Consider the following 25,139-nt stretch of genomic DNA (forward strand, 5'->3'; position numbering starts at 1 on the left):
CTCTCCGCCCGGCCTGACCGTCCCACGAGGGAACCGAGGCCGATCACCGCAGCTCCGGAGCCGGACCCCAGCGGCTGCACCAGCCGCATGTCGTCGGTCGACCCACGCCAGGACGGCGACCGCAGTGGTGACGATCAACCCGCGGGGCCTTGGGTGAGACCTGCAGCACCAGCTCCGCGCCCCCGACGGCACAACAATGAGCCTTCTGGATCGGCGCTCCCTCCTCCAGCGACTCCACGGCTGCCCGGTGCCGCGTCCCCTGACTGTTGCCGCTCGTCGAGCGCCCGCTCCACAGCATCCCGGCCGGGCGACCACCGCGTACTGGCAGTCATCGGACTGATGTTGGCCACGCCGCTGTGGACGAGCCTCATCGGTGCGCACAAGGCAACCTCAGCGCTCGCCTGCACCAAGGCGGCACGTGGCTGCCGGCTGCGTGCGATCGCGGACGACCACTCGACCGCGATCGAACCAGTACCTGACGCAGCTGCGTCAACGAAGAGACGAAGGAGCACCCATGCCCACCCTGCATGACCCACTGTCCCTGCCGGCCTTCACGACGCCGAACCGGATCTTCATGGCACCGATGACCCGGATGCGCGCCGCTCAGCCCGGTGACACCGCCACGGAACTCATGGCCGAGTACTACACCCAGCGCGCGAGCGCCGGCCTCATCGTCACCGAGGGCACCCAGATCAGCCCGGAGGGGAAGGGCTACGTCGCCACGCCGGGGATCTACTCCGCCGAGCAGGTCGACGCCTGGCGCCGCGTCACCGCTGCTGTGCACGGCAGCGGCGGCAGGATCGCTGCCCAGCTGTGGCACGTCGGGCGGGTGACCCACCCCGACCTCCAGGAGGGTGGCCCCGGCGTCTCGGCCAGCGCCCTGCCGTTCGACGGCCTCACGACCATCGCTGATGGTGCCGGCAACCTCGTCACGGCGCCCTGCCCGACCCCCCGCGAGCTGCGGGCCGACGAGCTCCACCGCATCGTCGGGGACTACCGCCGGGCGACCAGCAACGCCCGCGACGCCGGGTTCGACATGGTGGAGATCCAGGCGCCAACGGCTATCTCCTCCAACAGTTCATGTCGACCAGCAGCAACCTCCGGTCCGACGAGTACGGCGGCTCGCTGGAGAACCGCGCCCGCTTCCCCCTGGAGGTCGTCGACGCCGTCATCGACGCCTGGGACGCCGCCCACGTCGGCATGCGCATCTCGCCACTCATCAAGTTCGGCGGCCTGGACGACGCCGACGGGCTCGAGATGGGCCTGTACATCGCCGAGCGGCTCAACGAGCGCGAGCTCGGCTACCTGCACCTGAGCGAACCCGACTGGGCCGAGGGCCCCGAGCTCGACGACGACTTCCGGATCAAGCTCCGCGAGGCGTTCAGCGGCGTCATCATCGCCGCAGGCGGCTACGACGCCACCAAGGCCCAGCGCGTGCTCGAGAACGGATGGGCCGACGCCATCGCCTTCGGCAAGTCCTTCATCGCCAACCCCGACCTGCCCGCTCGCCTCGCCATCGGCGCCGGCCTCAACCCGCTGCGCCCCGAGCTCATCTACGGCGGTGGCTCCGCCGGCTACACCGACTACCCCGCGCTCGGACGCTCAGCCTGACCCGTGCAGCCGAGGCCCGAGTGGATGCACCAGCACGGCGGTAGCGCTTAGCATGGCGCTCCAACCGTTGGCATCCGATGCTTACTCCGCGACTCGGGGCGGAGCCGTGGAGCGCGACCTATGGCTCAGCTGGACGACGACCCGTGTCTCCTCGGTCGCGAGCGTGAGCTCGCGGACGTGGACGTGTTCCTCTCACGGGCCGAGGCCGACGGCGCAGCCCTCCTGCTCACGGGCGACCCGGGAGTCGGCAAGTCGTCGCTCCTCGACGCTGCCGCGAGGAGAGCGGCCGCCGCCGGGGTGCGGGTCGTCCGCACGGGAGGCGTCGAGTACGAGACCGATGTGAGCTTCGCCGGCCTGCACCAGCTCGTCGACCGGCTGGCCGACGAGCTGGTGCAGCTGCCCGCTCCGAGCCGGGAGGCGCTGCAGGTCGCCCTCGGACTCGACTCCGGCCCCGCTCCGGAGCGGCTGACGGTGCTCCAGGCGTCGCTGGCGCTGCTGCGCCGAGCGGCCGACGAGAAGCCGCTGCTGGTCGTCATCGACGACATGCACTGGCTGGACCGCGCGACCGCCTCCGTCATCGGCTTCGTCGGACGCCGGGTGGGGGGCAGCAGGATCGGCCTGCTGGGAGCCACCCGACCCGGCGCCGGTGGGTTCTTCGAGCGCACCGGGTGGCCGGAGCTCGGCGTGCGGCCGCTCGACGACGACGATGCGATGGAGCTGCTGGCTCACCAGTTCGCCCACCTGCCCACGCGGGTCCTGCGGGAGGTCGCGCACGAGGCGCAGGGCAATCCGTTGGCGCTGCTCGAGTTCGCGGCGGCAGCCGGTCACCCCCGCGCCGATCCTCGCGCAGCCTCTGGGTCGACAGCGGTCACCGTCCGTGAGGTCCGGTCCCTCTACGCGACCCGGATCGGCCGCCTGCCGGCGGCGACACGTCGGCTGCTGCTGCTCGCCGCCCTCGAGGGCTCGGGAAGCCTCGCCGCCCTGGCCGAGAGCAGCGCCTCGGCGGGCCTGTCCGGCCTCGACCCGGCAGAGCGCGACCACCTGGTTCTGGTCGACGAGCGGTCCGGTGAGATCAGGTTCCGGCACCCGATGATCAAGTCGGTGGTCGTCGAGCTCTCGACGCACGACGACAGGCGAGAGGCACACCAACGGCTGGCGGAGATCTTCCCCGACCAGCCCGAGCGGCGCGGGCACCACGCAGCCGAAGCCGCTGAGGCGCCGGACGAGGCCGTGGCCGCGATCGTCGAGGAGGGCGCGCAACGCACACTCCGGCGCGGCGACGTGGTCGGGGCCGTCACGCGCCTGCTGCGTGCCGCCGAGCTCAGTCCGCAGCGCGGCGCCCGGAGTCGTCGCATGGCGCACGCGGCGTTCATCGGTGCCTTCGCTGCAGGCGAGCTCAAGAGCTCCTCGCAGCTGTTGCGCGAGGCCAAGCGACGGGACCCCACGCTCGGCGAGACGCTCGAGGCGGCGGTCGCCACGGCCTACATGCTGCTCAACAGCGACGGCGACGCCACGGTGGCCCATCGGTTCCTGACCGCCGCGATCGACACCGCGTTGGCAGAGCCCGACCACGACCGGGACGCACTCTCCCGCGGTCTCTACACGCTCGTGGTGATGTGCCACTACGCCGGACGCGTGGACTACTGGGAGGACTACGACGATCTCGTCGCCCGGATGGGTACGTCGGCACCGGCCGACGCCCTCCTCCTCACCGAGACCTTCGCCGCCCCTCTCACCGCGTCGCCATCGATGCTGGCGGCGCTCGACCGCCAGATCGAGCAGCTCGACGACACGCTGGACGTCGAGCGCATCATCCGCACCGCGATCGCCAGCTTCTACACCGACCGGCTGGCCGGCTGCCGGCATGCCCTGGACCGGGTCGCCCGTGACGGACGCGACTCCGGCGCGGCTGCTTCGGCACTGATGGCGCTGAGCATGATGACCTTCGACGACCTCGCCGCCGGTCGGTGGCATGCCGCTGAGCGGACCGCCGCCGACGCAGGGGCGCTCGCGGACACGCTCGGATACCGGTTGTACGACTCCAGCCGCACCTACGCCACCGCCCTCATCGCCGCGCGCCGCGGGGACCTCGAGGTGTGCACGGCGGAGAGCGAAGCCATGCTCGCCTGGGCGGTCCCTCGACAGCTGGGACGACTCGAGGACTTCGCGAACCATGCGCTCGGCGAGGCGGCGCTCGGCGCCGGCGCCTTCGAGGAGGCGTACGCCCATGCCGCCGCCATCGGCAGACCGGGCAGCCTGCACACCCACGACCCACAGGCACTCTGGTCGGCGTGGGACCTGGTCGACGCCGCGCTGCACACCGGGCGGTCGGACGAGGCCCGGGCCCACGCCGAGGCGCTGCACGCCGCCGACCCGGGTCGGCTGTCAGCGCGGTTCGCCATGGTCGCTGCTGCCGCCCGGGCGATGGTCGCGCCGGACGACACCACGGCGGACCTCTTTGACGACGCACTCGGCATCCCCGGGATCGAGGCGTGGCCGTTCGACCTCGCGCGTGCGCGGCTGGCCTACGGTGAACGGCTGCGCAGACTGCGTCGGACACGTGACGCGCGGGTCCAGCTCGAGGCCGCCCGTGACGGCTTCGACCGTCTCGGCGCGCGGCTGTGGTCACGACGAGCCTCCGCCGAGCTCCGGGCGACCGGCGCAACTCGCCGTGCTGCCGCCGCCAGCGGCGTCGGCGGTGTCGACTCCCTGACGCCCCAGGAGCTCGAGGTCGCGCAGCTGGCGGCAGGCGGCCTGAAGAATCGCGAGATCGCCACCCGGCTCTACGTGTCCCCTCGCACGGTGTCGGCCCACCTCTACCGCATCTTCCCGAAGCTCGGCATCACCTCTCGCGCAGCCCTGCGCGATGCGCTGGGCGACACCTCGAGCGCCAACACCCGGTGACCGCTCCGGTCGACCGCGTCCGTACCCCTGCGGTATTGCAGTCATCCGACTGACGTTGCGCGCGCCGTGCCGGACGAGGCTTGCAGGACACCCGGCGCCCCGAGGGGCCACACACGAGGAGCAAGCCATGCCGAGCATCACCACCGACGACGGGATCTCGATCTTCTACAAGGACTGGGGCTCGGGTCAGCCGATCATGTTCCACCACGGCTGGCCGCTGAGCTCGGACGACTGGGACGCTCAGCTGGTCTTCTTCGTCCAGCAGGGCTTCCGGGTCATCGCCCACGACCGTCGCGGGCACGGGCGCTCCACCCAGACCTCCGACGGGCACGACATGGACCACTACGCCGCCGACGCCGCCGCGGTGGTCGCGCACCTCGACCTGCGCGACGTGGTGCACGTCGGGCACTCCACCGGCGGAGGAGAGGTGGCCCGCTATGTCGCGCGGCACGGCGCCGGCCGGGTGGCCAAGGCGGTTCTCGTCGGGGCAGTGCCCCCGCTGATGCTGCAGACGGACGCCAACCCGGGCGGCCTGCCGATCGAGGTGTTCGACACCTTCCGTGAAGGTACCGCCACCAACCGGTCCCAGTTCTACCTCGACGTCGCCTCCGGGCCCTTCTACGGGTTCAACCGACCCGGCGCGAAGGTCTCCCAAGGAGTCATCTGGAACTGGTGGCGGCAGGGCATGATGGGCGGGGCCAAGGCCCACCACGACGGCATCAAGGCGTTCTCGGAGACGGACTTCACCGAGGACCTGCAGCAGATGCGGGTGCCCACACTCGTCATGCACGGCGACGACGACCAGGTCGTCCCGATCGGCGACTCCGCCGAGCTGTCGGTACGCCTCCTCGTGGACGGCCATCTCAAGGTCTATCCGGGCTTCTCGCACGGCATGTGCACCGTCAACGCCGACGTCATCAACCAGGACCTGCTCGCGTTCATCCGGGACTGAGCGACCGGACGGCGCGGCAGGAGGCACGGCCCGGGCGACCGAGCCGTGGCCCGCCCCTGCCCGCCCACGAGGAGCAGACACGTCACAGCACACCGAGTGAGGACCACGACATGACCGCCACCCCCATCCAGCCCGACCAGCTCCCGGCCACGATCCGCGACTACCTGAGCGCCCACGCGGCCCGCGACGTCGACGCCGCCCTCCGCTCCTTCGCCCCCGAAGCCGTCGTCGTCGACCAGGGCGAGACCTTCCGCGGGACGAGCGCCGTCCAGACCTTCCTGCGCGAGGCCGGAGCCCAGTTCACCTACACCACCGAGCTGGTCGGGGCCCAGCGTGTCGACGACGCCCACTGGGTCGCCACGAACCGCCTCGAAGGCGACTTCCCCGGCGGCGTCGCCGAGCTCGACTACCGCTTCACCCTCGACGGGGCCGGCATCACGGAGCTCGTGATCGGTCCCTGACGAGAGACCCCTTGCCGACCCCCAGCCACCTCGCGCTGCGGCGTCGTACCCAGGCGGCTCGACCGCCTCCAACCGAAAGGAAATGCATCATGTCCCTCTCCACCCACGAGTCGACGACCAAGCCGACGATCGTGCTCGTCCACGGGGCCTTCGCCGACTCCTCCTCCTGGAACGACGTGATCGTCTCGCTGCGCAACGACGGCTACCCGGTGATCGCGGCGGCCAACCCGCTGCGCGGTCTGCAGGCCGACGCGGACTACCTCCGCACCGTCCTCGACAGCGTGGCCGGCCCCATCGTCATCGCCGGCCACTCCTACGGCGGCAGCGTCATGAGCCAGGCGGCCGACGGCCATCCCCAGGTGAAGGCCCTCGTCTACGTGGCCAGCTTCATCCTCGAGGAGGGCGAGAGCACCGGGGAGCTCGCCGCCAAGTTCCCCGGCGGAGAGCTCGGTCCGGCGCTGAACCCCGTCACGCTCCCCTCCCCCGACGGCCAGGAGGTCTCCGACCTCTACATCCAGCAGGACAGGTTCCGCGAGGTCTTCGCAGCCGACGTGCCCGAGGACGTCACCGCGCTGATGGCCGTGACCCAGCGACCCATCGTCGGCGACGCACTGGAGGAGAAGGCCACCCGAGCGGCGTGGAAGAACATCCCGAGCTGGAACCTGGTGACCCTCGCAGACCTCGCGGTCCCGGCCGAGTCCCAGCGGTTCATGGGTGAGCGCGCGGGCTCCCGGAACGTCGAGGTCGACGCGTCCCACGCCGTCTCGGTCTCCAAGCCCGAGGCCGTCGCGCGCCTGATCGACGAGGCCGCCCGCGCGACCACCCGCTGACACGTGCCCGACGCATCCCGGACCGGCCCCTCCCCGTCGCCAGCGACGGCTCGAGGGGCCGGTCCGGCAGGCATGCAGCGCCAGGAGCAGCCACGATGACCCAGAGCCTGCCGTTCACGATCCCGCTCGCGGCCGAGCTTGCCGCCGTCGCCCTCGGGGCCGTCCAGGGCGCCCTGTTCGCCGGCGCGTTCACCGAGCGCCGCATCGACGCGCTCGGCGCCGTGCTGGTGGGCGTCGGGCTCGCGCTCGGCGGGAGCGTGCTCCGCGACCTCCTCCTCGGGGAGGCCCCGGTCGTCATCCGTGGCCAGTGGTACGTCCTCGTCGCTGTCGTCGCCGCGTTCCTCGGGATGTCGCTGCAGCGGTTGTTCGCACGTCTCGACCGGATCATCCTCCCGCTCGACGCACTGACCATCGGCCTCTTCGGCGCAATCGGCACCTCGAAAGCGCTCTCGCTCGAGGTTCCTGCCGTCCCGGCGGTCGTCGTGGGCGCCATCGCCGCCGTCGGCGGCTCCATGCTGCGCGACCTGATGCTCAACCTGCCTGTCGCGCTGCTCCACGTCGGCTCGCTCTACGCCGTCGCCGCAGCCGCCGGCGCCGCGTTCCTCGTCTCGCTCGTCGCGGTGGGCGTCACCGTGCCGGATGCAGCAATCGCCGGAGTCGCCCTCACCACAGCGACCCGGCTGCTCGCGGTGCGCTTCGGTTGGAGCTTCCCCGAGCAGCAGGCGCTGGCCGTACGACGCCGCGGATCCCCCAGCCCCGGATGAGCGCGCCCGCACCGAGGCCTGGCTTCCGCGCGGTCACCTGCCGTCGCCACTGCGGTAGCCGAGCAGTCCCTCGGCGCGCAGGAACGTCTCGCCGATCTCGAGCTCGGCGGCGTCGACCAGGAGACCGCCGATTCGCTCACCGCGTCGAGCGCGACCCGCCGAGAACGACGAAGGCCCCGGGTCGTGGACCCGGGGCCTTCGGTTGCTCGACGTGCGCGAGGGGGGAGTTGAACCCCCACGCCCTTTCGGGCACACGGACCTGAACCGTGCGCGTCTGCCTATTCCGCCACTCGCGCGTGAAGCCCCGCAAGGTTAGCCCAGCGCGTGAGGTCCGACCAAACCGGGAACGGAGGGTGCGGGCCGCCGGACGTCGACATGGTTACGATCGGTCGCGACCCGGCGGCCGGTAGGCCGGTCAGCCCTGCCCGGACGAGCATTCCGCCGCAGCGGCGGAGCGACGCAGAGCGACGACCTGGAAGGAGGCGGCGGGACGTGGGTGGACTCTCGCGCCTCGAGCAGCGGCTCGAGCAGATGATCTCCGGCGCCTTCGCCAAGGCGTTCCGGTCGGCGGTGCAGCCGGTCGAGATCGCGGCCGCGCTGCAGCGCGAGGTCGACAACAACGCACAGATCCTGTCGCGCGACCGGCGGCTGGTGCCCAACGACTTCCACGTCGAGCTGTCCGCGCCGGACCTGGAGCGGCTGGCGCCGTACGACTCCGCGATGGCCGGCGAGCTGGCGACCCAGCTGCAGGACCACGCCGACGACCAAGGCTACGTCTTCCCGGGTCCGGTCAACATCGAGTTCGAGCCGGCCGAGGACCTCACGACCGGCCGGTTCCGCATCCGCAGCCGCGCGCAGGCGCGGGTCACGGGCAACGCCACGCACACGCAGGTACGCCGCGCGCGGGCCGTGCTCGAGGTCAACGGCACCACCCAGCCGCTGCACCCGCCGGGGGTGGTCGTGGGGCGTGGCACCGAGGCGGACGTGCGGATCAACGACCCCGGCGTGAGCCGGCGGCACGTCGAGTTCGGCGTGACCACCGAGCGGCGCGGCGACGAGGAGACCGTGCGAGTCGAGGTGCGCGACCTCGGCTCGACCAACGGCATGCTCGTCGACGGGCAGAAGATGGCCCGCGCGGCGCTGCACGACGGCGCCGAGGTGCGCATCGGCAACACCACCATGACGGTCCGCGTCGTCGAGGAGGACGCCTGGGATGTCTGAGCTGACGCTCTTCCTCATCCGGGTCGCCTACCTGGCCATCCTGTGGATCTTCGTGCTCTCCGCGATCTCGGTGATCCGCTCCGACATGTTCGGCGCGCGCGTGCCCGAGGCGGCGCGCGGCGCCGCCGAGCCGCGGGGCCCCAAGGGCAAGGGCAGGAGCAAGCCGCCGGCCAAGCGTCGCGGCTCGCCGACCCACGTCATCGTCACCGAGGGCAGCAACGTCGGCGAGCGCGCCGAGCTCGACCAGGCGCCGATCCTCATCGGCCGCGGGACCGACGCCGCGATCCGGCTCGACGACGACTACGTCTCCACCCGGCACGCTCGGATCGCCGCCTCGGGTGACCAGTGGTTCGTCGAGGACCTCGGCTCCACCAACGGCACCTACATCGGCAGCGTGCGGATCACGCAGCCCACGACGGTCACCCTCGGCACCCAGGTGCGGATCGGGAAGACCATCCTGGAGCTGCGGAAGTGAGCCTGCGCCTGCACTGGTCGGCGATCTCCGACGTCGGCCGGGTCCGCAAGGACAACCAGGACTCGGGGTACGCCGGCCCCTGGCTGCTCACCGTGTGCGACGGCGTCGGCGGCGCGGCGCGCGGCGACATCGCCTCCAGCACGGCCGTCTCGCAGCTGCGCCGCCTCGACGAGCAGCCGACCGGCGAGCCGGAGGACCTGCTCGGCCTCGTCTCGGGGGCGCTACACCGCGCGCACGACCGGATCAACGACCTCGTCGACGAGGACCCGACGCTCAACGGCACCAGCACCACGGCGACCGTGGCGCTCTTCGACGGCCAGCGGATCGGCCTCGGGCACGTCGGCGACAGCCGCGCCTACCTGTGGCGCGAGGGTGAGCTCTCGCAGCTCACCAAGGACCACACGTTCGTGCAGAGCCTCATCGACGAGGGCCGGATCACCGAGGCGGAGTCGCGGGTCCACCCGCACCGCAACCTGATCCTCAAGGCGCTCGGCGGCCCCGGCGACGTCGACCCCGACCTCTTCCTCATCGAGCTCGTCGCCGGTGACCGGCTGCTGCTGTGCAGCGACGGTGCCAGCGGGGTGCTCGACGACGCGCGGCTCGCCGACATCCTCGGCAGCGGCACGCCCGACTTCGCCGCGGTCGAGCTGGTGCGCGCCAGCCTCGAGGCCGGCAGCTCCGACAACGTCACCTGCATCGTCTCCGACGTCGTCACCGACGAGCAGGCTGCCGGGGACGCGGCGTACGCCGAGCTGGAGCCGATGCTCGTCGGCGCCGCCAGCGAGCTGCGCCGCAAGCCGGTGCGCGGCGCGAAGCCCGGCGGCCTGTTCCGGGGCCACCGCTCCGGCGACACCGGCGAGCTCGACCCGGTGCCGGCCGACGTGCCCGACGACGTCCCGTTCGCGATCCCGTCGGACCCGATCGACCCCGAGGCCGCCCGCTACGCCCCCCGCCCGCCGCGCCGCCTGGCCTGGCTGCGGCCCGTCTTCGCGCTGCTGGTGCTCGCCGGCGTCGTCTGGGTCGCCGCGGCCGCCGCGTGGTCGTGGAGCCAGCACCAGTACTTCGTCGGCGAGCAGGACGGCTCGGTCGTCATCTTCCGCGGCCTCAACACCGAGGTGCCGGGCGTCTCCCTGAGCGAGCCCTACGAGACCACCGACGTCGAGGTCGACCGGCTCTCGGACTTCGACGCGGGCAAGGTGCGCGCCGGCATCGAGGTCGACGACCTCGACGACGCCCGGCGCGCCGTCGACAACCTCGCCGCCAAGCAGGCGCCCGAGCAGACCGCCGGGTCCGCCGCGTCCGCCGGGTCCGCGGGCTCCACCCGCCCCGCACCGCCGGGCCCGGGCTCCGGCCCGAGCGACGAGAGCGACGAGAGCGACACCGCCGTCGGACCGGAGTCGCCGTGATGGCGGCCGGCCAGCAGGGCGCGATCATGGGCTTCGTCCACCGCCGCCGGCGGGGGGCGGAGCTGTTCCTGCTCGTCCTCGCGCTCGCGGTGGGCGTCGGGGCGTACGCCGCCGTCGGCATCGGCGTCGAGGGCGAGGTCCCCGTCGACCTGCTGGGGTACGGCGGGTGGCTGGCCGGCCTGGTGGTGGCCGCGCACGTGGTGATCCGGTTCGTGGCGCCGTACGCCGACCCGGTCCTGCTGCCGGTCGTGGCCGCGCTCAACGGGCTCGGGCTGGCGGTCATCCACCGCCTCGACCTGGCCGACGGCACGACGTTCGCCCGTCAGCAGCTGACCTGGATGACCCTCGGCGTCCTGCTCTTCGTCGGCACGCTCGTCGTGCTGCGCGACCACCGGGTGCTGACCCGCTTCACCTACACCAGCGGCCTGGCGGCGATCGTGCTGCTGCTCCTGCCGCTGGTGCCCGGCCTGGGCAAGACGATCAACGGCGCGCGGATCTGGATCGGCGTCGGGCCGTTCAGCTTCCAGCCCGGCGAGGTCGCCAAGGTGCTGCTCGTCGTCGCCTTCGCGGGCTACCTGGTGCTCCACCGCGACGCGCTGGCCCTGGCCGGCCGGCGGCTGCTCGTGGTCGACCTGCCCCGCGGTCGTGACCTCGGGCCGATCCTGGCGATGTGGCTGATCAGCCTCGGCATCCTCGTCTTCCAGCGCGACCTGGGCTCCAGCCTGCTGTTCTTCGGCCTCTTCCTGGTCATGCTCTACGTCGCGACCGAGCGGCCGGGGTGGCTGGTGGTCGGCTCGACGCTGTTCCTCGGCGGCGCGCTCGTCGCGTGGCGGCTCTTCGGCCACGTGCGCACCCGCGTCGACATCTGGCTCGACCCGTTCGCCTACTACGGCGAGGGCACCAGCGACCAGAGCTACCAGCTGGTCGAGTCGCTCTTCGGGATGGGCTGGGGCGGACTCCTGGGTCGCGGCTTCGGCGAGGGCAGCCCCGACCGGATCCCCTACGCCGAGTCGGACTTCATCATCGGGGCGATCGGCGAGGAGCTGGGCCTGACCGGCGTCATCGCGGTCCTGCTGCTCTACGGCCTCATCGTCGAGCGCGCGCTCCGCGCGGCGCTGATCTCCCGCGACGGGTTCGGCAAGCTGGTGGCCACCGGCCTCGCCAGCGTCTTCGCGCTCCAGGTGTTCGTGGTCGTCGGCGGCGTGACCCGGCTGATCCCGCTCACCGGCCTCACCACCCCGTTCCTCTCCTACGGCGGGTCCTCGCTGGTGGCGAACTGGGTGATCATCGCGCTGGTGCTGCGGATCTCCGACCTCGCCCGCCGGCCCGCGCCGTCGGTCGGCGACACCGCCGGCGACACCGCCGCGGACGCGGAGACCACCCAGGTGGTACGCCTGTCATGACGATGAACAAGCCGATCCGCACGATCTCGATCTTCTGCCTGCTGCTGTTCCTGGCGCTGATGGTCAACGCGACCTACCTGCAGTACCACGCGGCCGGCGACCTCAACGACGACCAGCGCAACCGGCGCGTGATCGACGCGGCGTACTCCCGCGAGCGCGGCGCGATCCTCGTCGGGCGCGACTCGGTGGCGGTCAGCGAGCCCGCCGACGACGAGTACGAGTTCCTGCGGACCTACCCGCAGCCGTTCAAGTACGCACCGCTCACCGGCTTCTTCGCCTACCAGTACGGCGCGAGCGGCATCGAGCGCACACAGAACGACGTGCTCTCCGGCGAGGACTCCCGGCTGTTCGTCACCAAGCTGGTCGACCTGGTCAGCAACGACCAGTCCGAGGGCGGCAACGTCCAGCTGACGATCGACCCGGCGGCGCAGGACGCGGCGTACGCCGGGCTCACCGCGCTCGGCAGGGGCACCCGCGGGTCGGTGGTGGCGCTCCAGCCCAGCAGCGGCAAGGTGCTGGCGATGGTCTCGCTGCCGACGTACGACCCGAACAACCTCGCCTCCCACGACTTCTCCGCGGTCGCCGACACGTGGGAGCGGCTCACCGACGACCCCGCGCAGCCGCTGCTCAACCGCGCCATCCAGACCACCCTGCCGCCGGGGTCGACGTTCAAGGTCGTCACCGCCGCGGCCGCGATCGAGGCCGGGCTCTACACCGCCGACGACCAGGTGCCGGGCGGCGCGACCTACCAGCTCCCGTTGACCAGCGGCGAGACCGGCCAGATCGACAACGAGGGCCGCGCCTGCGGGACCGACCGGATCCCGTTCACCCAGGCGATGGAGCAGTCCTGCAACACCACCTTCGCGGCGCTGGCCGGCGAGGTCGGTGCCGAGCGGATGCTCGAGACCGCGGAGGCGTTCGGCTTCGGCAGCACCTCCCTCGAGGACCTGCGCCCGCAGGCGGAGTCGGTCTATCCCGACGACCCGGACGCCGCGCAGCTCGGCCAGACCGGCATCGGCCAGTTCGAGGTGCGGGCGACGCCGCTGCAGATGGCGATGGTCGTCGCCGGCATCGCCAACGGCGGCGTCGTGATGCGGCCCTACGTCGTCGACGAGGTCCAGTCGGCCGACTACGAGGTGCTGGACAAGACCGAGCCCACCGAGCTGTCGCAGGCCGTCCGGCCGCAGACCGCCGACGAGGTGACCGAGCTGATGGTCTCCACCGTCGAGAACGGCACCGCCTCGCCCGCCGCGATCCAGGGCGTCGAGGTCGCCGGCAAGACCGGCACCGCGCAGTCCGGAGACCCCGACCGTCCGCCGTACGCCTGGTTCGTCTCCTTCGCCCCCGACGAGGACGTCGCCGTCGCGGTCGTCATCGAGAACGCCGAGATCTCGCGCTCCGAGATCGCCGGCGGCACCCTCGGTGGCCCGATCGCGAAGGCCGTCATGGAAGCGGTGATCCGCCAGTGACCGACCCGACCGAGCCGTTCGGCACCCCGGCGCCGTCCGGCGACCGGTACGCCGACGACGCCCACCGCTACCGGCTCGAGGGCCGGATCGCGACCGGCGGCATGGGCGAGGTGTGGCGCGCGACCGACGGCACCCTCGGCCGCGAGGTCGCGGTCAAGCTGCTGAAGTCGGAGTACGCCGACGACGCGACGTTCCGCTCCCGGTTCGAGACCGAGGCGCGCCATGCGGCCTCGCTGCACCACCCCGGCGTGGCGGCCGTCTACGACTTCGGCGAGGCCGCCCCGACCGACGGGTCCGGCGTCCCGCGGCCCTACCTCGTCATGGAGCTCGTCGACGGCCAGCCGCTCTCCGCGCTGCTGCGCGAGGGCGAGGCGCTCGACCCCGACGCGGTGCGCGACCTGCTCGGCCAGGTCGCCGACGCCGTGGGTGCCGCGCACGCCGCCGGGATCGTCCACCGCGACATCAAGCCGGCCAACCTGCTGGTCACCCCGGACCGCACGGTCAAGATCACCGACTTCGGCATCGCCCGCGCCGCGGACGGCATCGGGATGACCCAGACCGGCCAGGTGATGGGCACCCCGCAGTACCTCTCGCCCGAGCAGGCCCGCGGCAACTCCGCCACGCCGGCCTCGGACGTCTACGCCCTCGGCGTGGTCGCGTTCGAGATGCTCGCCGGGCACCGCCCGTTCCAGGCCGACTCACCGGTCGCGACGGCGCTGGCTCACCTCAACGACCCGGTCCCTGACCTCCCGGGCTCGGTGCCGGCCGACCTGGCCGCGGTGGTGCGGCGTGCGATGGCCAAGGACCCCGCGGAGCGGTACGCCGACGCCTCGGCGCTCGCCGCGGCGCTGCGCGACCCCTCGACCGAGGTGCTCGCCCCGCCGCCGGCGTCCGCGGGCGAGCAGACGCAGGTGATCGCGCCCGCGGTGGTCGCCACCCCCGAGCCGCCGACCCAGGCGACCGCGGTCGTCCCGGAGGCCTCGAGCGCGACCGCCGGCCTCGACCCGGACATGACCGACGGCAGCACCGGTGCCGGCGGCGGTGGTGCACGGCGTACCGGCCTGGTCGTCGCGCTGCTCCTCGCGGTCCTCGTGGTCGCGGGCGTCGTCGCCGCGATCGCGTTGAGCGGCGGCGGTGACGACGACGACCCGGTCAACACGCCCTCGGCGTCGGCGGGCACGATCACCATCGACGAGGACGACTACGTGGGCCGCCCCGTCGGCGACGTGCGCCGCGCCCTGGCCCGCGCCGGGCTCAAGGTGACCACCGAGGAGGTCACCAACCCCGGGGGCGAGACCGCCGGCCTGGTCACGTCGGTCGACCCGTCCGGCCGGCTCGACGAGGGCGAGCGGGTGACCGTGCAGTACTGGGGTCCCGAGCCGGTCGTGGAGCCGACCGAGGAGCCCACCGAGGAGCCGACCGAGGAGCCGACGACGGAGGAGCCGTCCCAGGAGCCGACGACGGAGGAGCCCACGGAGGAGCCCAGCTTCAGCGAGGAACCGACCGAGGAGCCCCCCACGTCCACGCCGCCGCCCTCCCCCACGGCCCCGACGTCCGCCCCCGCCTCACCGGCGCAGGCGAGCACCGCGCCCAGCCCCACTGACGAGGTCACCCCGTGACGGGGCCGGTGGTCGGCGGTCGCTACGAGCTGGGCGAGCTGCTCGGCCGGGGCGGGATGGCCGAGGTCCGCAAGGGCACCGACACCCGGCTCGGCCGGGTCGTCGCGGTCAAGCGGCTGCGCACCGACCTGGCCAGCGACGCGACGTTCCAGGCCCGCTTCCGCCGGGAGGCGCAGTCCTCGGCCTCGCTCAACCACCCCGCGATCGTCGCGGTCTACGACACCGGCGAGGAGCTCGCGACCGACGGCTCCGGCGTCGCCCAGCCCTACATCGTCATGGAGCACGTCGCCGGGCGCACGCTGCGCGACATCCTGCGCGAGGGCCGCAAGATCCTCCCCGAGCGCGCGCTCGAGATCACCAGCGGCGTGCTCTCCGCCCTGGACTACAGCCACCGCGCCGGGATCATCCACCGCGACATCAAGCCCGGCAACGTCATGCTGACGCCGTCCGGCGACGTCAAGGTGATGGACTTCGGCATCGCCCGCGCGATCAGCGACGCCTCGTCGACGATGACCCAGACGGCGGCCGTGGTCGGCACCGCGCAGTACCTCTCCCCCGAGCAGGCCCGCGGCGAGACCGTCGACTCACGCTCCGACGTGTACTCCGCCGGCTGCCTGCTCTACGAGCTGCTCACCGGCCGCCCGCCGTTCGTCGGCGACAGCCCGGTCGCCGTCGCCTACCAGCACGTCCGCGAGCCGGCCCGCCCGCCGTCGGACCACGACCAGGACCTCCCGCCCGAGGTCGACGCGATCGTGATGAAGGCGCTGGCCAAGCGGGTCGAGGACCGCTACCAGTCCGCCGCCGCCATGCGCAGCGACATCGAGCGCTACCTCGCCGGCCGACCCGTCCAGGCGGCAGCCGCGCCGCCGGCCACGCAGGTCGCCGCTCCCGTCGCCGCGGCGCCCGCCGTGCACCAGACCGCCGTGCGCCCGCCGCTGCCGGCGGCCGACGACGGCGGTCCCGGTCGTCGTACCGGTCTGATCGCGTTCCTCGTCGTCCTGCTGCTCGGGCTGGTCGTGGCGGGCTTCGTGCTGCTGCCGCGGCTCTTCGAGTCGCCGCCCGAGCAGGTGCAGGTGCCGAACCTGGTCCGGCTCGGTGACGACCAGGCCCGGGCGGCGATCCGCGAGGCGGGGCTCAGCGTCGGCGACGTGTCGTTCGCCGAGAACGACACGATCCCCGCCGGCAAGGTCGCCGAGCAGCAGCCCAACCGGGACCAGTACGTCGACCCCGGCACCGCCGTCGACATCGTCGTCTCCCTCGGCGAGCCGCAGGTCAACGTCCCGTCCGTGGTCGGGCTCAGCCGCGCCGACGCCGCGGCGCAGCTGCGCGCCGCGGGGCTGCGGACCAACCAGGAGGAGACGGAGTCCGACGAGCCCGCCGGAGAGGTGGTCGCCCAGGACCCGGCTGCGGGCCAGGAGGTCGCGGAGGGCGCGACGGTCACCATCGCCTACTCCGACGGGCCCGAGGAGGTGCCCGACGTCCGCGGCCGCCGTCAGCGCGAGGCGGAGCGGATGATCACCGAGGCGGGCTTCCGCGTCTCGGTCGTCCGCTCCTCCGACACCACGGAGCCGAGGGGCACGGTCATCCAGCAGAGCCCCGAGCCCGGCGAGACCCTGCCTCAGGACTCGACGGTCACCATCGTCGTCAGCACCTACGAGGAGCCGACCGAGGAGCCCTCGCCCAGCGAGACCCCCGATCCCAGCGACTCCCCGACCGACCTGCCCACCGACCTGCCCTCGGTGTTCCCCTCCCGACCCGGCCGCGGCTGACCGCCCCCCGAGCGGGACGCCGGGTCAGGCGATCGGCTCGGCGTAGGACATGGTGAGCACGCCGTCGTACGCCGGGGCGACGACCTCGTCCTCGACCTCGAGGTCCCAGCCGACGGCGCCGCGGGCGACGGCCTCGAGGTAGGCCGCGACGTAGTCGTCGCCGGCGACGCTCGCCTGCAGCACCGCGGGGTCGCCGACCGCCTCGATGACGTAGGGCTGCGGGTAGGGCACGCCGTGCAGCGTGACCGCGTTGCCCTCGCACTTGATGCCGGTCGTGGTGATGATCCGCTGGCCGGCGATGGTGATCGCGGTCGCGCCGCCGCGCCACAGGGCGTTGACCACGGCCTGGATGTCCTGCTGGTGCACGACGAACTCGTCGAAGTCGGTGCCCTCCTCCGGCTGGGCCTCGACGACCTCGGGCTCGGCGTCGGAGAGGGTGATCCGCAGGCCGTCGCCCTGCTCGGCCTCGAGACCGGCCGCGTCGCGCAGCCGCTCGGCCTTGCGCCGGGCCCTGAGGACGCCGGAGTTCGGAACGGAGCCGGCGAGGCGGTCCACCTCGCTGTCGAGCGCGGCGGCCCGTCGCCGGAGCGCGTCGTACTGGTCGGCCTCGGCCTCGACCAGGGAGGCCAGGTCGGTGTAGCGACCCGGGCGCAGGTCGGTGCCGTCGCTGTTGAGGGCGCTGGCGACGAACAGGGTGCCGCTCAGCGCGACCATCACCGGTGTGCCGATCCGCCAGCCACGCCCCGCCCCGCCGCGCGGGCGCCGCAGCCGGTCGACCCAGCGGCGCGGCGGGCGGTCCTGAGGCCGCGCGTGGGAACGAGGGGTCACGACGACTAAGGTAACCCGCGTCCCGCGACGCCCGGTCGTGGGCGAGCCGGCGCACGACCCCCAGCACCCAGCACCAGGAGAGCCCCGTGGCCAAGCAGAAGACCGAGCGTGACCCCCTCGCCCCCGTGCGAGGACCGATCTTCTCGGTGCGGTTCGTCGTCGCGCTGCTGCTGATGGTGGTCGGCATCGCGTGGATGGCCTACTTCTACGCCGCCGTGCGCGCCGACCCGACCGTCATCGGCTCCGAGCCGGGCAGCCCGGCGTTCATGGCCGACCTCGGCGACTGGAACTACGCCATCGGCTTCGGCCTGCTGTTCCTCGGGCTGATCGTCGCCGCCCACCCGTCCACCCCGCTGGGCCGCGGCCGCGGCGTCGTGGTCGGCATGCTGGGCTGCTTCCTCATCGGCCTGCTGTGGATCTGCACGTTCTACGTCTTCAGCGACGACCTCAGCGACCTGTGGGTCTTCAACGACCTCAACCAGCTGAACCTGGTCGTCGGCATCGGCTTCATGGCCGTCGGCTTCACCTACGCCACGCGCTGGGAGTGAGCCCCGGCCGCGTCCGCGGCCCCGCTTGATCCACGACCTCCGACCGCCGGTCGGCCTCCGGGCCGGCCGGCGGTCGTCGTCCGTCCACAGGTTCCTCCCCAGGCTGTTCCTCCACATCGGTGGAGGAACCTGTGCAGAACTACACGCGTGTAGTTCTGCACAGGTTGCTCCACACCTGTGGACGCGCGCGGTCCTGCGCGCGCGGCGAAACACCGGCCGGCGCGAGGTTCATCGGGGCGCCGCCGAACCTGACGGTCCTCCGCTGCAGCTTCATCGGCCCGCCGTCAGCGTCATCGGGTGGCCGAGGGAGCTGACGGCCCGGCCCGGTCCTCAGGCCAGGACGAGCACGCGGGCAGCGGTGGCCGCCAGCACGACGACGGCGATGAGCGTGAGCCCGCCGAGCTGGTACGCCGTGCGGCGTGGTCCGCGGGGGGAGTAGACGAGGACGAGGGCGACGAGCAGGCCGCCGACGAAGCCGCCGAGGTGGCCCTGCCAGGAGATGCCCGGCACGGCGAAGGTGATCACGACGTTGACGGCGATCAGGATGCCGAGCTGGCGGACGTCGCCGCCGACCTTGCGGGCGAGGACGAACAGCGCGGCGAAGAGGCCGTAGACGGCACCGGAGGCGCCCAAGGTGGCCTGGTACTCCCCGGCGAACCACAGCACGACGGCCGAGCCGGCGAGCAGGGAGAGGAAGTACAGCGCGAGGAACCGCGCCCGGCCGAGCGCGGCCTCCAGCTGCGGGCCGAGCACGTAGAGCGCGAACATGTTGAACGCGATGTGCAGGACCTGCACGTGGGTGAAGCCACTCGTCAGGACCTGCCACAGGGCGCCGTCGACGACGCCGGGCAGGAAGGTCCCCACGCCGTCGCAGCGCTCGGCGGAGACCTCGAAGCCGCCCTGGCCGGTGGCGCACAGGCCGTTGGGCCGCAGGGCGAGCAGGTCGACCAGCCGGCTGGCCGCGCCGCCGGTGACCAGCACGGCCACCCAGACCGCCACGTTGACCGCGATCAGGCCGATCGAGGTGCTGCCGATCTTCGTCGGCCGGAGCCCGCCGTACGCCGTGCGCCCGCTGCGCGTGCTCCGCGCGCCCTCGGCGACGCAGTCGGGGCAGTGGAAGCCGACCGCCGCGTCGCGCATGCAGTCCGGACAGATCGGACGGCCGCACCGCTGGCAGCGGATGTGCGACTCCCGGCCGGGGTGCCGGTAGCAGACGGGCACCCCGGCCTCGGGGGCCGGCTGAGGGGACTCGGTCAACGTGGGGTCAGCGGGCAGTCAGCGGATCTCGACGGTCTCGATGACCACGGGCTCGACGGGGCGGTCGCCCGGCCCGGTCTTCGTGGTGGCGATCGCGTCGACCACGTCGCGCGAGGCCTGGTCGGCGACCTCGCCGAAGATCGTGTGCTTGAAGTTCAGGTGCGGCGTGGGGCCGACGGTGATGAAGAACTGCGAGCCGTTGGTGCCCGGACCGGCGTTGGCCATCGCGAGCAGGTAGGGCTTGTCGAAGACGAGCTCGGGGTGCGGCTCGTCCTTGAAGGTGTAGCCGGGGCCGCCCGTGCCGGTGCCGAGCGGGTCGCCGCCCTGGATCATGAAGCCGTCGATGACGCGGTGGAAGATCAGGCCGTCGTAGAACGGGCCGCTCCGGCCGTTGCCGGAGTCGTAGGACTTCTCGCCGGTCGCGAGGCCGGTGAAGTTCGCGACCGTCTCGGGGGCGTGGTTCGGGAAGAGGTTCAGGACGATGTCGCCCCGGTTCGTCTTCAGTACGGCCTGCTGGTCAGCCATGGAGGTCCTAACGCGTGGGGAACGGTGTCGGTACGCCGCGGCGCGGGGTTCCGATCGCGCCGCGGGTGGGTACTGCACGAAGGCGGCGGCGTGGTCCGCCGCGCCCCGTCGATCCTCGCACGTGGCGCCAACCGGCTTCCCGGGTGGCCCGGCCGTGCGGTGCGTGGTCGAATGGACATGACCGAACGGAAGGAAGTGACGCGATGCGTCTGCGCCAGAAGAAGTCCCTCCTCGATCAGGCCTCGGACTACGTCGACACCGTGCGTCCCCAGGTGGAGGCCGCCGTCGCCCAGGCCCGGGAGGCGGTCGAAGAGTTCGTCGAGACCACCGCACGCCCCGCCCTCGAGGACGCCCGGGTCAAGGCCGGACCGGCCCTCGCCGACGCCAAGGTCCGGGCCGCCACGAGCCTCCACGAGGCTCGTGAGAAGGCCGCCCCCGTGATCGCGGACGCCCGCGAGAAGGCCGGCCCCGCGCTCGCCGACGCGAAGGCGAAGGCTGCTCCGCTGGTCGCCGCGGGCGCCGCGGTCGCCGGCGAGAAGGCCGCCGCGGTGCGCACCGCCGCCGAGGGCAAGGTCGCCACGCTCAAGGGCGAGCCGCCGAAGAAGCAGCGGAGCAAGGTCAAGACCCTGCTGGTCGTCGCGAGCGTCGCCGGCGTCGTCGGCGTGGTCGCCAAGCGGCTCCAGGGCGGCAGCAGCAGCGACAACTGGCAGTCCTCCTACGTCCCGAGCCCGCCGCCCGCGACGACCCCGACGTCCACCATGGCGACCACCACGACCGCCGCTGCGCCGGTCGGTGACGCCACGGCCGCGACGCCGCTGGCCGACGAGGTCGCCGAGGACGTCGGCGGCGCCTCCCCGGACGAGGCGATCGCCGATGCCGCCGAGGCCCCGCACCCGGTGACCACGCCGGAGGACCCGGCCGAGGTCACCGACGTCGACGGCCAGAAGTAGCACGACGCCCCGCGCCGAGCAGCGGGGCCTGCAGCGTCACCCGGACCGGCCGGAGGAGAGATCCTCCGGCCGGTTCTGCTCAACCCAGGCGTCGATCTCCTCCCACCAGCCGTAGAGCCAGTCGATGCGTGCCTCCCGGTCCGCCGGGATGTCGGCACGCGGCACCTGCCACCACCGCATGGTGATCCGCTTGTCCATCGGCAGCGCCCGCCAGACGTCCGCGACGCCGTGGAGGTGGTCGAGGCCGGTGTGGGCGACCAGCACCACGTCGGCCTCCGGGGCCGCGTCGAGCGCGGCCAGCAGTCCGCCGGGCCGAGGCGCCAGCACGTGGGTCATCCGCTCGGCGCGGTCGGCCATGACCGTGAGGCCGAGCCGGCGCAGCCGCTCGATGGCCCGGCTGCGGCGCTGCTGGGTGAAGTTGCCGCCCTCGGGGAAGATCACGAACGCGTCGTTCTCGTCCAGGCCCGTGGCCAGGGCCGCGATCTGCTCGTCGACGTCCACGCCGGGCCGGCCGGGGGTGATGAACCGGGCCGGGATCCGGTTGAGGAGCACGTCGATAGCCGGGTCCCACGCGAGCGTGTCCTTGAGGACGACGCGTGGCTCGCGGGCGTACCAGTGCATGAGCGCGTGGATGAGCGTGAACGAGTCGCCCGGACCGGCGTGCCGGCAGCACACGACGATCGGTACGCCGGGGTGCGCGTCCGGCGTCGGGCCGTCGGTGGCGATGGTCAGCCGCAGCACGCGCCGGGCCTCGCGGAAGAAGACCCACATCACGCCCTGCACCAGGTCGTAGTGGATCCCCTCCCAGTACGGCGTGCGCAACCGCCGGCCCAGGCCGCTCGCGAGCCACATGCCCAGCAGCACGAGCAGCAGCAGCGCCTCGGTCGTCAGGTAGAGGATCACCACCCAGGCCAGGCGGACCACCCGCAGCCGGCCCGGCACCACCGAGGACAGCAGCGCGGCCCCGAGCAGCCACAGCGGCAGCGTGATCCACAGGAACGCCGCGAGCGCGATGACCGCGGGGGCGAGCACGAGCCGTCGGACCGCCCAGGTCAGCACCTTCACCGCGGGGCCGGACCTCAGGAGCCGAGGTGCTGGTCGAGGTAGTCCACGCACGCATCGTAGGTGCGGTCGATCCGCTCCTGGACGCTCGCGAAGTCGGTGGCGGCGCGCCACGTGTCGTCGCGCGCCGAGGTTCCGCGGGCGGGCAGGACGTGCGCCTCGACCCCGGGCGGCAGCTCCTCGAGCTCGCGGTGGAAGCGGTGGCGCCGGGCGATCTCGAACGACACCCGCGCGACCTCCCAGGGCCGGCGCGGGACCTGCAGCGGCCGGTCGATGCGGCCGACCTGGAGCACGAACACGCGGTCCGCCCCGAGCTGCGCCGCCCGCGCCAGCGGGATGGAGTTGACGATGCCGCCGTCGAGGTAGTGCTCGTCGCCGACCCGGGCCGGCGGCAGCAGGCCCGGCACGGCCGCGCTCGCGACGACGGCGTCGACGACGCGACCGGAGTCGAACCAGTGCTCCGCGGCCCGCTCGATGCTGGCGGCGCACACCTGGAAGCGCACGGGCAGCTCCTCGAAGGTCACCTCGCCGAGCTCGTCGACGAGCCGCTGCTTCAGCGGCCCGGCCGACCACAGGTGGGTGCCGGTGGACACGGCTCGACGCATCGTCCGCAGCGGCCGGTCGCCGTACACCTCGCGCGGCGCCTGGCGCGCGTCGTCCCACAGCCGGGTCATCCGCTCGATGACCGACAGGGTCGGCTCGCGGGCGACCAGGGCCCCGTTGAGCGCGCCGATGCTGGTGCCGAGCACCAGGTCGGGCGTGATGTCCCGCTCGAGCAGCGCTCGGAGCATGCCGACCTCGACCGCGCCGAGCACTCCCCCGCCACCGAGGACGAACGCGGTGCTGGTCATCTCCGGTCGGCGGTCCGGGTCGCTCAGCCGGCGACCGGCTCGCCGAGCTGGGCGCGGACCCGCTCGGTGGCGCGGCGCTCGGCCCAGAAGCTGAGGACCGGGATCGTCCCGCAGACCAGCGTGACCAGGGTGAACTGCAGGTCCCACTCGGCCCGGCGGGCCAGCAGGAACGCCATGATCAGGAAGATCATGTAGAGCCAGCCGTGGGCGACGCCGAGGTACTCGGTGATCGCGTTGCCGAGCTCCTGGGCGCCCGAGCCGGCGGCGAAGAGGTCGGGGGTGCTGCCGAAGATGCCCCACATGCCGCTGCCGTCGAAGTTGGCCAGCGGCACGCCGACCAGGCACAGCACGATGAGCAGCATGCCGACGACGGTGGCCATGAAGCGGTAGCGGGTCAGTGCGCTGTTGAGGCCGGGGTCGGTGCGCTCGTCGTCGTCGATCACGACCTCGACGGTACCGCCTCCCCGGCGGCCTCCTCCGTGCGCTCGGCGGCGGTCGCGAGGTCCCGTGACCAGCGCCACCAGATGAAGGCGGCGAAGCCGGCGAAGACGAACCACTCGATGCCGTAGAGCAGGTTCTTCAGGCCGGTGAAGGCCGACGCCTCCGTCACCTGCTCCACCTCGGCGGTCGCCAGCCCGTCCAGGGGCTCGGTGGCGATGCCGAAGGCGCCGTACAGGTCCTGGTCGACGTGCTGGATCAGGTCGGCGGTGCGGACCTGCGGCAGCACGTCGTCGGTGCGGTCGGGGTCGGTGGCGTTGGTGCCCTCCGTCGCCTGGAGGTACGCCGTCAGCTCGGCCGGTCCGGGCGCCGGCTCGGGCGCGTCCGGGGTGGCGGACCAGCCGCGGACGACGTACACCGCGGAGCCACCGCCCCCGTCGACCTCGAGCGGGGTGACGACCCAGTAGCCGTCCTCCCCGTCGTGCTCACGGCCCTCGACGTAGACCGTCCCGGTCGGCACCCAGGTGCCGCTCACCTCGACCGGGTGGCCGAGCTTCGCGGCCGGGAACGGGTCGTCCGGGCCGATGACGTCGACCAGCGGGACCGGCTCGACGTCGCTGTAGTCGGCGGTCTCCGCCTCGCGGTGCGCCTGCCAGGAGTCGAGCTGCCACAGGCCAAGCCGACCGGCCAGCAGCACCAGCACCACCGCGAGCAGGTGCCCGCCCCAGTAGCGCGGGTGGAGAGCGGCAGGCACCCTTCCAGGGTACGGCGTGACCCCCGTCGCACCGCCCCGGCCGGCGCCTCAGCCAGGTCGGTCGGTTCAGGTCGGTCGGGTCAGTCGGCGCAGGCGGCGAACGGCGCGACCCGGTCGCGGACGAGGGAGGCGCCGACGACGGGGTCGATGAGCCGGTAGCCCACGCGGCCGGTGGAGGGGTCGGCCACGCCGTCGCGGAAGCCGTCGGTGAAGGCCGTGCCCCGCGCCGGCCAGGTCTCCCCCAGCCGCAGCCGGGCGAAGGCGTCCGAGCGCAGCTCGCCGAGCCGGGCGGTGGCCAGGCCGCCCTGGAGCGCCATCGACCACGCCTCGAGCTCGTCGAGCCCGGCGGTGTCCACGCCGGCCGGCGCCTCGACGCAGCCGCGCTCGACGTACGTCGCGTCGGCCGGTGACCCGACCAGGGCCGCCAGTGCGGGGTCAGCCGCCCACGACCCGTTCCCGTCGTCGGCCGCACCCGAGACGACCAGGCTGTCCTCGGCCCGGACCTCGGCGCCGGCCAGGATGCCGACCCGGTCGCGCACCGCGCGCTGCACGACGGCCATGTCGATGCCGAGCCGGAACGACAGCACCCAGCCGGCGCCGTCGGGTCCGTCGAACCGCGCCTCCCAGCGCACGTCGTCCTGGGTGAAGCCGTAGTCGCGGGCGAGCCGCTCCTCGACCGGACGCAGCAGTCCCGGGGTGAGCAGCGGCGCCTGCCGCTCCGCCCGCGCCCAGAACCGTGCCCGCTCCGCGGGAGGCGCCTGCCCGGTCAGGTCGGCGACCCCGAGCTGCAGGCGCACCCGCTCGAGGTCGGTCACCGACAGCGACGTCGCCGCGGCCGGGACCAGCGGCAGCACGGCGGCCGCGGCCTCGTCCCGCACGTCGAACTCCGGGACGGCCGTCGCGCTGGGAGCCGGCGCCGGGGCGGGCGCCGGCGGGTCCTCGGTGCAGGCCGCGAGGGAGGTGAGGAGCAGGACTGCGGCGACACCCGCGGCGATCCTGCTGGTCTTCGGTGACATCGGTGTGGAGCCTAGGGGACTCGAAC

At 73.1% G+C, this 25,139-nt stretch carries 22 protein-coding genes, 1 tRNA gene and 1 pseudogene; 15 read left to right on the forward strand and 9 right to left on the reverse strand.

Going from position 1 to position 25,139, the window contains the following annotated elements:
• The first annotated feature begins 583 nt into the window (after positions 1-583).
• From H7344_RS04160 to H7344_RS04185, 6 genes and pseudogenes are all read left to right on the forward strand, one after another.
• A pseudogene (locus H7344_RS04160) lies at positions 584-1,611 on the forward strand (alkene reductase).
• A gap of 120 nt (positions 1,612-1,731) precedes the next feature.
• Entirely contained in the window at positions 1,732-4,515 is a 2,784-nt protein-coding gene (locus H7344_RS04165) for an AAA family ATPase (protein ID WP_186344764.1), read from the forward strand.
• 127 nt (positions 4,516-4,642) lie between these two features.
• Entirely contained in the window at positions 4,643-5,467 is an 825-nt protein-coding gene (locus H7344_RS04170; RefSeq protein ID WP_186344765.1) for an alpha/beta fold hydrolase, read from the forward strand.
• 110 nt (positions 5,468-5,577) lie between these two features.
• Positions 5,578-5,928 carry a nuclear transport factor 2 family protein gene (locus H7344_RS04175; RefSeq protein WP_186344766.1) on the forward strand — a complete coding sequence of 117 codons (351 nt, stop codon included), beginning with the start codon at positions 5,578-5,580 and terminating at the stop codon, positions 5,926-5,928.
• A gap of 89 nt (positions 5,929-6,017) precedes the next feature.
• Entirely contained in the window at positions 6,018-6,758 is a 741-nt protein-coding gene (locus tag H7344_RS04180; RefSeq protein WP_186344767.1) for an alpha/beta fold hydrolase, read from the forward strand.
• 95 nt (positions 6,759-6,853) lie between these two features.
• Positions 6,854-7,522, forward strand: a complete 669-nt coding sequence (locus H7344_RS04185; RefSeq protein ID WP_186344768.1) for a trimeric intracellular cation channel family protein — start codon at positions 6,854-6,856, stop codon at positions 7,520-7,522.
• Positions 7,523-7,734: 212 nt separating this feature from the next.
• On the opposite strand, the gene H7344_RS04190 is transcribed toward H7344_RS04185, so the two are convergent.
• Positions 7,735-7,818, reverse strand: a tRNA-Leu gene (locus H7344_RS04190).
• A gap of 196 nt (positions 7,819-8,014) precedes the next feature.
• Between H7344_RS04190 and H7344_RS04195 the strand changes: the two genes are divergently transcribed.
• From H7344_RS04195 to pknB, 7 genes are read left to right on the forward strand one after another with little or no spacing between them, the layout of a single operon-like run.
• On the forward strand, positions 8,015-8,743 hold the full coding sequence (locus tag H7344_RS04195) for an FhaA domain-containing protein (protein ID WP_186344769.1): 729 nt from the start codon (positions 8,015-8,017) through the stop codon (positions 8,741-8,743).
• The gene (locus H7344_RS04200; protein WP_186344770.1) at positions 8,736-9,218 is read left to right on the forward strand and encodes an FHA domain-containing protein FhaB/FipA; all 483 of its coding nucleotides are present in this window, start codon (positions 8,736-8,738) and stop codon (positions 9,216-9,218) included. The genes H7344_RS04195 and H7344_RS04200 overlap by 8 nt, the downstream gene beginning before the upstream one ends.
• Positions 9,215-10,624 carry a PP2C family protein-serine/threonine phosphatase gene (locus H7344_RS04205; protein ID WP_186344771.1) on the forward strand — a complete coding sequence of 470 codons (1,410 nt, stop codon included), beginning with the start codon at positions 9,215-9,217 and terminating at the stop codon, positions 10,622-10,624. The genes H7344_RS04200 and H7344_RS04205 overlap by 4 nt, the downstream gene beginning before the upstream one ends.
• Entirely contained in the window at positions 10,624-12,027 is a 1,404-nt protein-coding gene (locus tag H7344_RS04210; RefSeq protein ID WP_222130250.1) for an FtsW/RodA/SpoVE family cell cycle protein, read from the forward strand. Before H7344_RS04205 ends, H7344_RS04210 begins: the two co-directional genes overlap by 1 nt.
• Entirely contained in the window at positions 12,024-13,496 is a 1,473-nt protein-coding gene (locus H7344_RS04215; RefSeq protein WP_229707003.1) for a peptidoglycan D,D-transpeptidase FtsI family protein, read from the forward strand. The genes H7344_RS04210 and H7344_RS04215 overlap by 4 nt, the downstream gene beginning before the upstream one ends.
• A complete protein-coding gene (locus tag H7344_RS21050; RefSeq protein ID WP_229707004.1) occupies positions 13,493-15,115 on the forward strand; it encodes a serine/threonine protein kinase in 1,623 nt (540 codons plus the stop codon). Before H7344_RS04215 ends, H7344_RS21050 begins: the two co-directional genes overlap by 4 nt.
• Positions 15,112-16,884 carry a Stk1 family PASTA domain-containing Ser/Thr kinase gene (gene pknB, locus H7344_RS04225; RefSeq protein WP_268238542.1) on the forward strand — a complete coding sequence of 591 codons (1,773 nt, stop codon included), beginning with the start codon at positions 15,112-15,114 and terminating at the stop codon, positions 16,882-16,884. Before H7344_RS21050 ends, pknB begins: the two co-directional genes overlap by 4 nt.
• 24 nt (positions 16,885-16,908) lie before the next feature.
• Here the strand turns inward: pknB and H7344_RS04230 are convergent, their stop codons facing one another.
• Positions 16,909-17,712: a DUF881 domain-containing protein gene (locus H7344_RS04230; RefSeq protein WP_229707005.1), complete on the reverse strand. Its 804-nt coding sequence runs from the start codon at positions 17,710-17,712 to the stop codon at positions 16,909-16,911.
• Between the two features lie 86 nt (positions 17,713-17,798).
• On the opposite strand from H7344_RS04230, the gene H7344_RS21055 reads away from it, so the two are divergent.
• Positions 17,799-18,260, forward strand: coding sequence for a cell division protein CrgA (locus tag H7344_RS21055; protein ID WP_186344772.1), 462 nt, complete (start codon positions 17,799-17,801; stop codon positions 18,258-18,260).
• Between the two features lie 330 nt (positions 18,261-18,590).
• Here H7344_RS21055 and H7344_RS04240 read toward each other — a convergent pair whose 3' ends face one another.
• Both H7344_RS04240 and H7344_RS04245 read right to left on the reverse strand, forming a co-directional pair.
• Positions 18,591-19,400, reverse strand: a complete 810-nt coding sequence (locus tag H7344_RS04240; protein ID WP_186344773.1) for a rhomboid family intramembrane serine protease — start codon at positions 19,398-19,400, stop codon at positions 18,591-18,593.
• 135 nt (positions 19,401-19,535) lie between these two features.
• Entirely contained in the window at positions 19,536-20,042 is a 507-nt protein-coding gene (locus H7344_RS04245) for a peptidylprolyl isomerase (protein WP_186344774.1), read from the reverse strand.
• Between the two features lie 203 nt (positions 20,043-20,245).
• Between H7344_RS04245 and H7344_RS04250 the strand changes: the two genes are divergently transcribed.
• A complete protein-coding gene (locus H7344_RS04250) occupies positions 20,246-20,992 on the forward strand; it encodes a hypothetical protein (RefSeq protein WP_186344775.1) in 747 nt (248 codons plus the stop codon).
• A 36-nt stretch (positions 20,993-21,028) separates the two neighbouring features.
• Here the strand turns inward: H7344_RS04250 and H7344_RS04255 are convergent, their stop codons facing one another.
• The 5 genes from H7344_RS04255 to H7344_RS04275 form a co-directional block, all read right to left on the reverse strand.
• Positions 21,029-22,057, reverse strand: coding sequence for a 1-acyl-sn-glycerol-3-phosphate acyltransferase (locus tag H7344_RS04255; protein ID WP_229707006.1), 1,029 nt, complete (start codon positions 22,055-22,057; stop codon positions 21,029-21,031).
• Between the two features lie 14 nt (positions 22,058-22,071).
• Entirely contained in the window at positions 22,072-22,905 is an 834-nt protein-coding gene (locus tag H7344_RS04260; protein ID WP_186344776.1) for a patatin-like phospholipase family protein, read from the reverse strand.
• Positions 22,906-22,928: 23 nt separating this feature from the next.
• Positions 22,929-23,348, reverse strand: a complete 420-nt coding sequence (locus H7344_RS04265; RefSeq protein WP_229707007.1) for a DUF3817 domain-containing protein — start codon at positions 23,346-23,348, stop codon at positions 22,929-22,931.
• The gene (locus H7344_RS04270; RefSeq protein WP_186344777.1) at positions 23,345-24,097 is read right to left on the reverse strand and encodes an SURF1 family protein; all 753 of its coding nucleotides are present in this window, start codon (positions 24,095-24,097) and stop codon (positions 23,345-23,347) included. Before H7344_RS04270 ends, H7344_RS04265 begins: the two co-directional genes overlap by 4 nt.
• Positions 24,098-24,177: 80 nt before the next feature.
• Positions 24,178-25,113, reverse strand: coding sequence for a hypothetical protein (locus H7344_RS04275; protein WP_186344778.1), 936 nt, complete (start codon positions 25,111-25,113; stop codon positions 24,178-24,180).
• Between the last annotated feature and the right edge of the window lie 26 nt (positions 25,114-25,139).

The sequence above is a fragment of the Nocardioides deserti genome (genome assembly GCF_014266025.1).
GTDB lineage: Bacteria > Actinomycetota > Actinomycetes > Propionibacteriales > Nocardioidaceae > Nocardioides > Nocardioides deserti.

Coding starts and splice junctions, on each gene's coding strand:
- H7344_RS04165 (WP_186344764.1), top strand. CDS start 1,732: ATGGCTCAGCTGGACGACGACCCGTGTCTCCTCGGTCGCGAGCGTGAG.
- H7344_RS04170 (WP_186344765.1), top strand. CDS start 4,643: ATGCCGAGCATCACCACCGACGACGGGATCTCGATCTTCTACAAGGAC.
- H7344_RS04175 (WP_186344766.1), top strand. CDS start 5,578: ATGACCGCCACCCCCATCCAGCCCGACCAGCTCCCGGCCACGATCCGC.
- H7344_RS04180 (WP_186344767.1), top strand. CDS start 6,018: ATGTCCCTCTCCACCCACGAGTCGACGACCAAGCCGACGATCGTGCTC.
- H7344_RS04185 (WP_186344768.1), top strand. CDS start 6,854: ATGACCCAGAGCCTGCCGTTCACGATCCCGCTCGCGGCCGAGCTTGCC.
- H7344_RS04200 (WP_186344770.1), top strand. CDS start 8,736: ATGTCTGAGCTGACGCTCTTCCTCATCCGGGTCGCCTACCTGGCCATC.
- H7344_RS04210 (WP_222130250.1), top strand. CDS start 10,624: ATGGCGGCCGGCCAGCAGGGCGCGATCATGGGCTTCGTCCACCGCCGC.
- H7344_RS04215 (WP_229707003.1), top strand. CDS start 12,024: ATGACGATGAACAAGCCGATCCGCACGATCTCGATCTTCTGCCTGCTG.
- H7344_RS04240 (WP_186344773.1), bottom strand. CDS start 19,400: ATGCGCGACGCGGCGGTCGGCTTCCACTGCCCCGACTGCGTCGCCGAG.
- H7344_RS04245 (WP_186344774.1), bottom strand. CDS start 20,042: ATGGCTGACCAGCAGGCCGTACTGAAGACGAACCGGGGCGACATCGTC.
- H7344_RS04250 (WP_186344775.1), top strand. CDS start 20,246: ATGCGTCTGCGCCAGAAGAAGTCCCTCCTCGATCAGGCCTCGGACTAC.
- H7344_RS04260 (WP_186344776.1), bottom strand. CDS start 22,905: ATGACCAGCACCGCGTTCGTCCTCGGTGGCGGGGGAGTGCTCGGCGCG.
- H7344_RS04275 (WP_186344778.1), bottom strand. CDS start 25,113: ATGTCACCGAAGACCAGCAGGATCGCCGCGGGTGTCGCCGCAGTCCTG.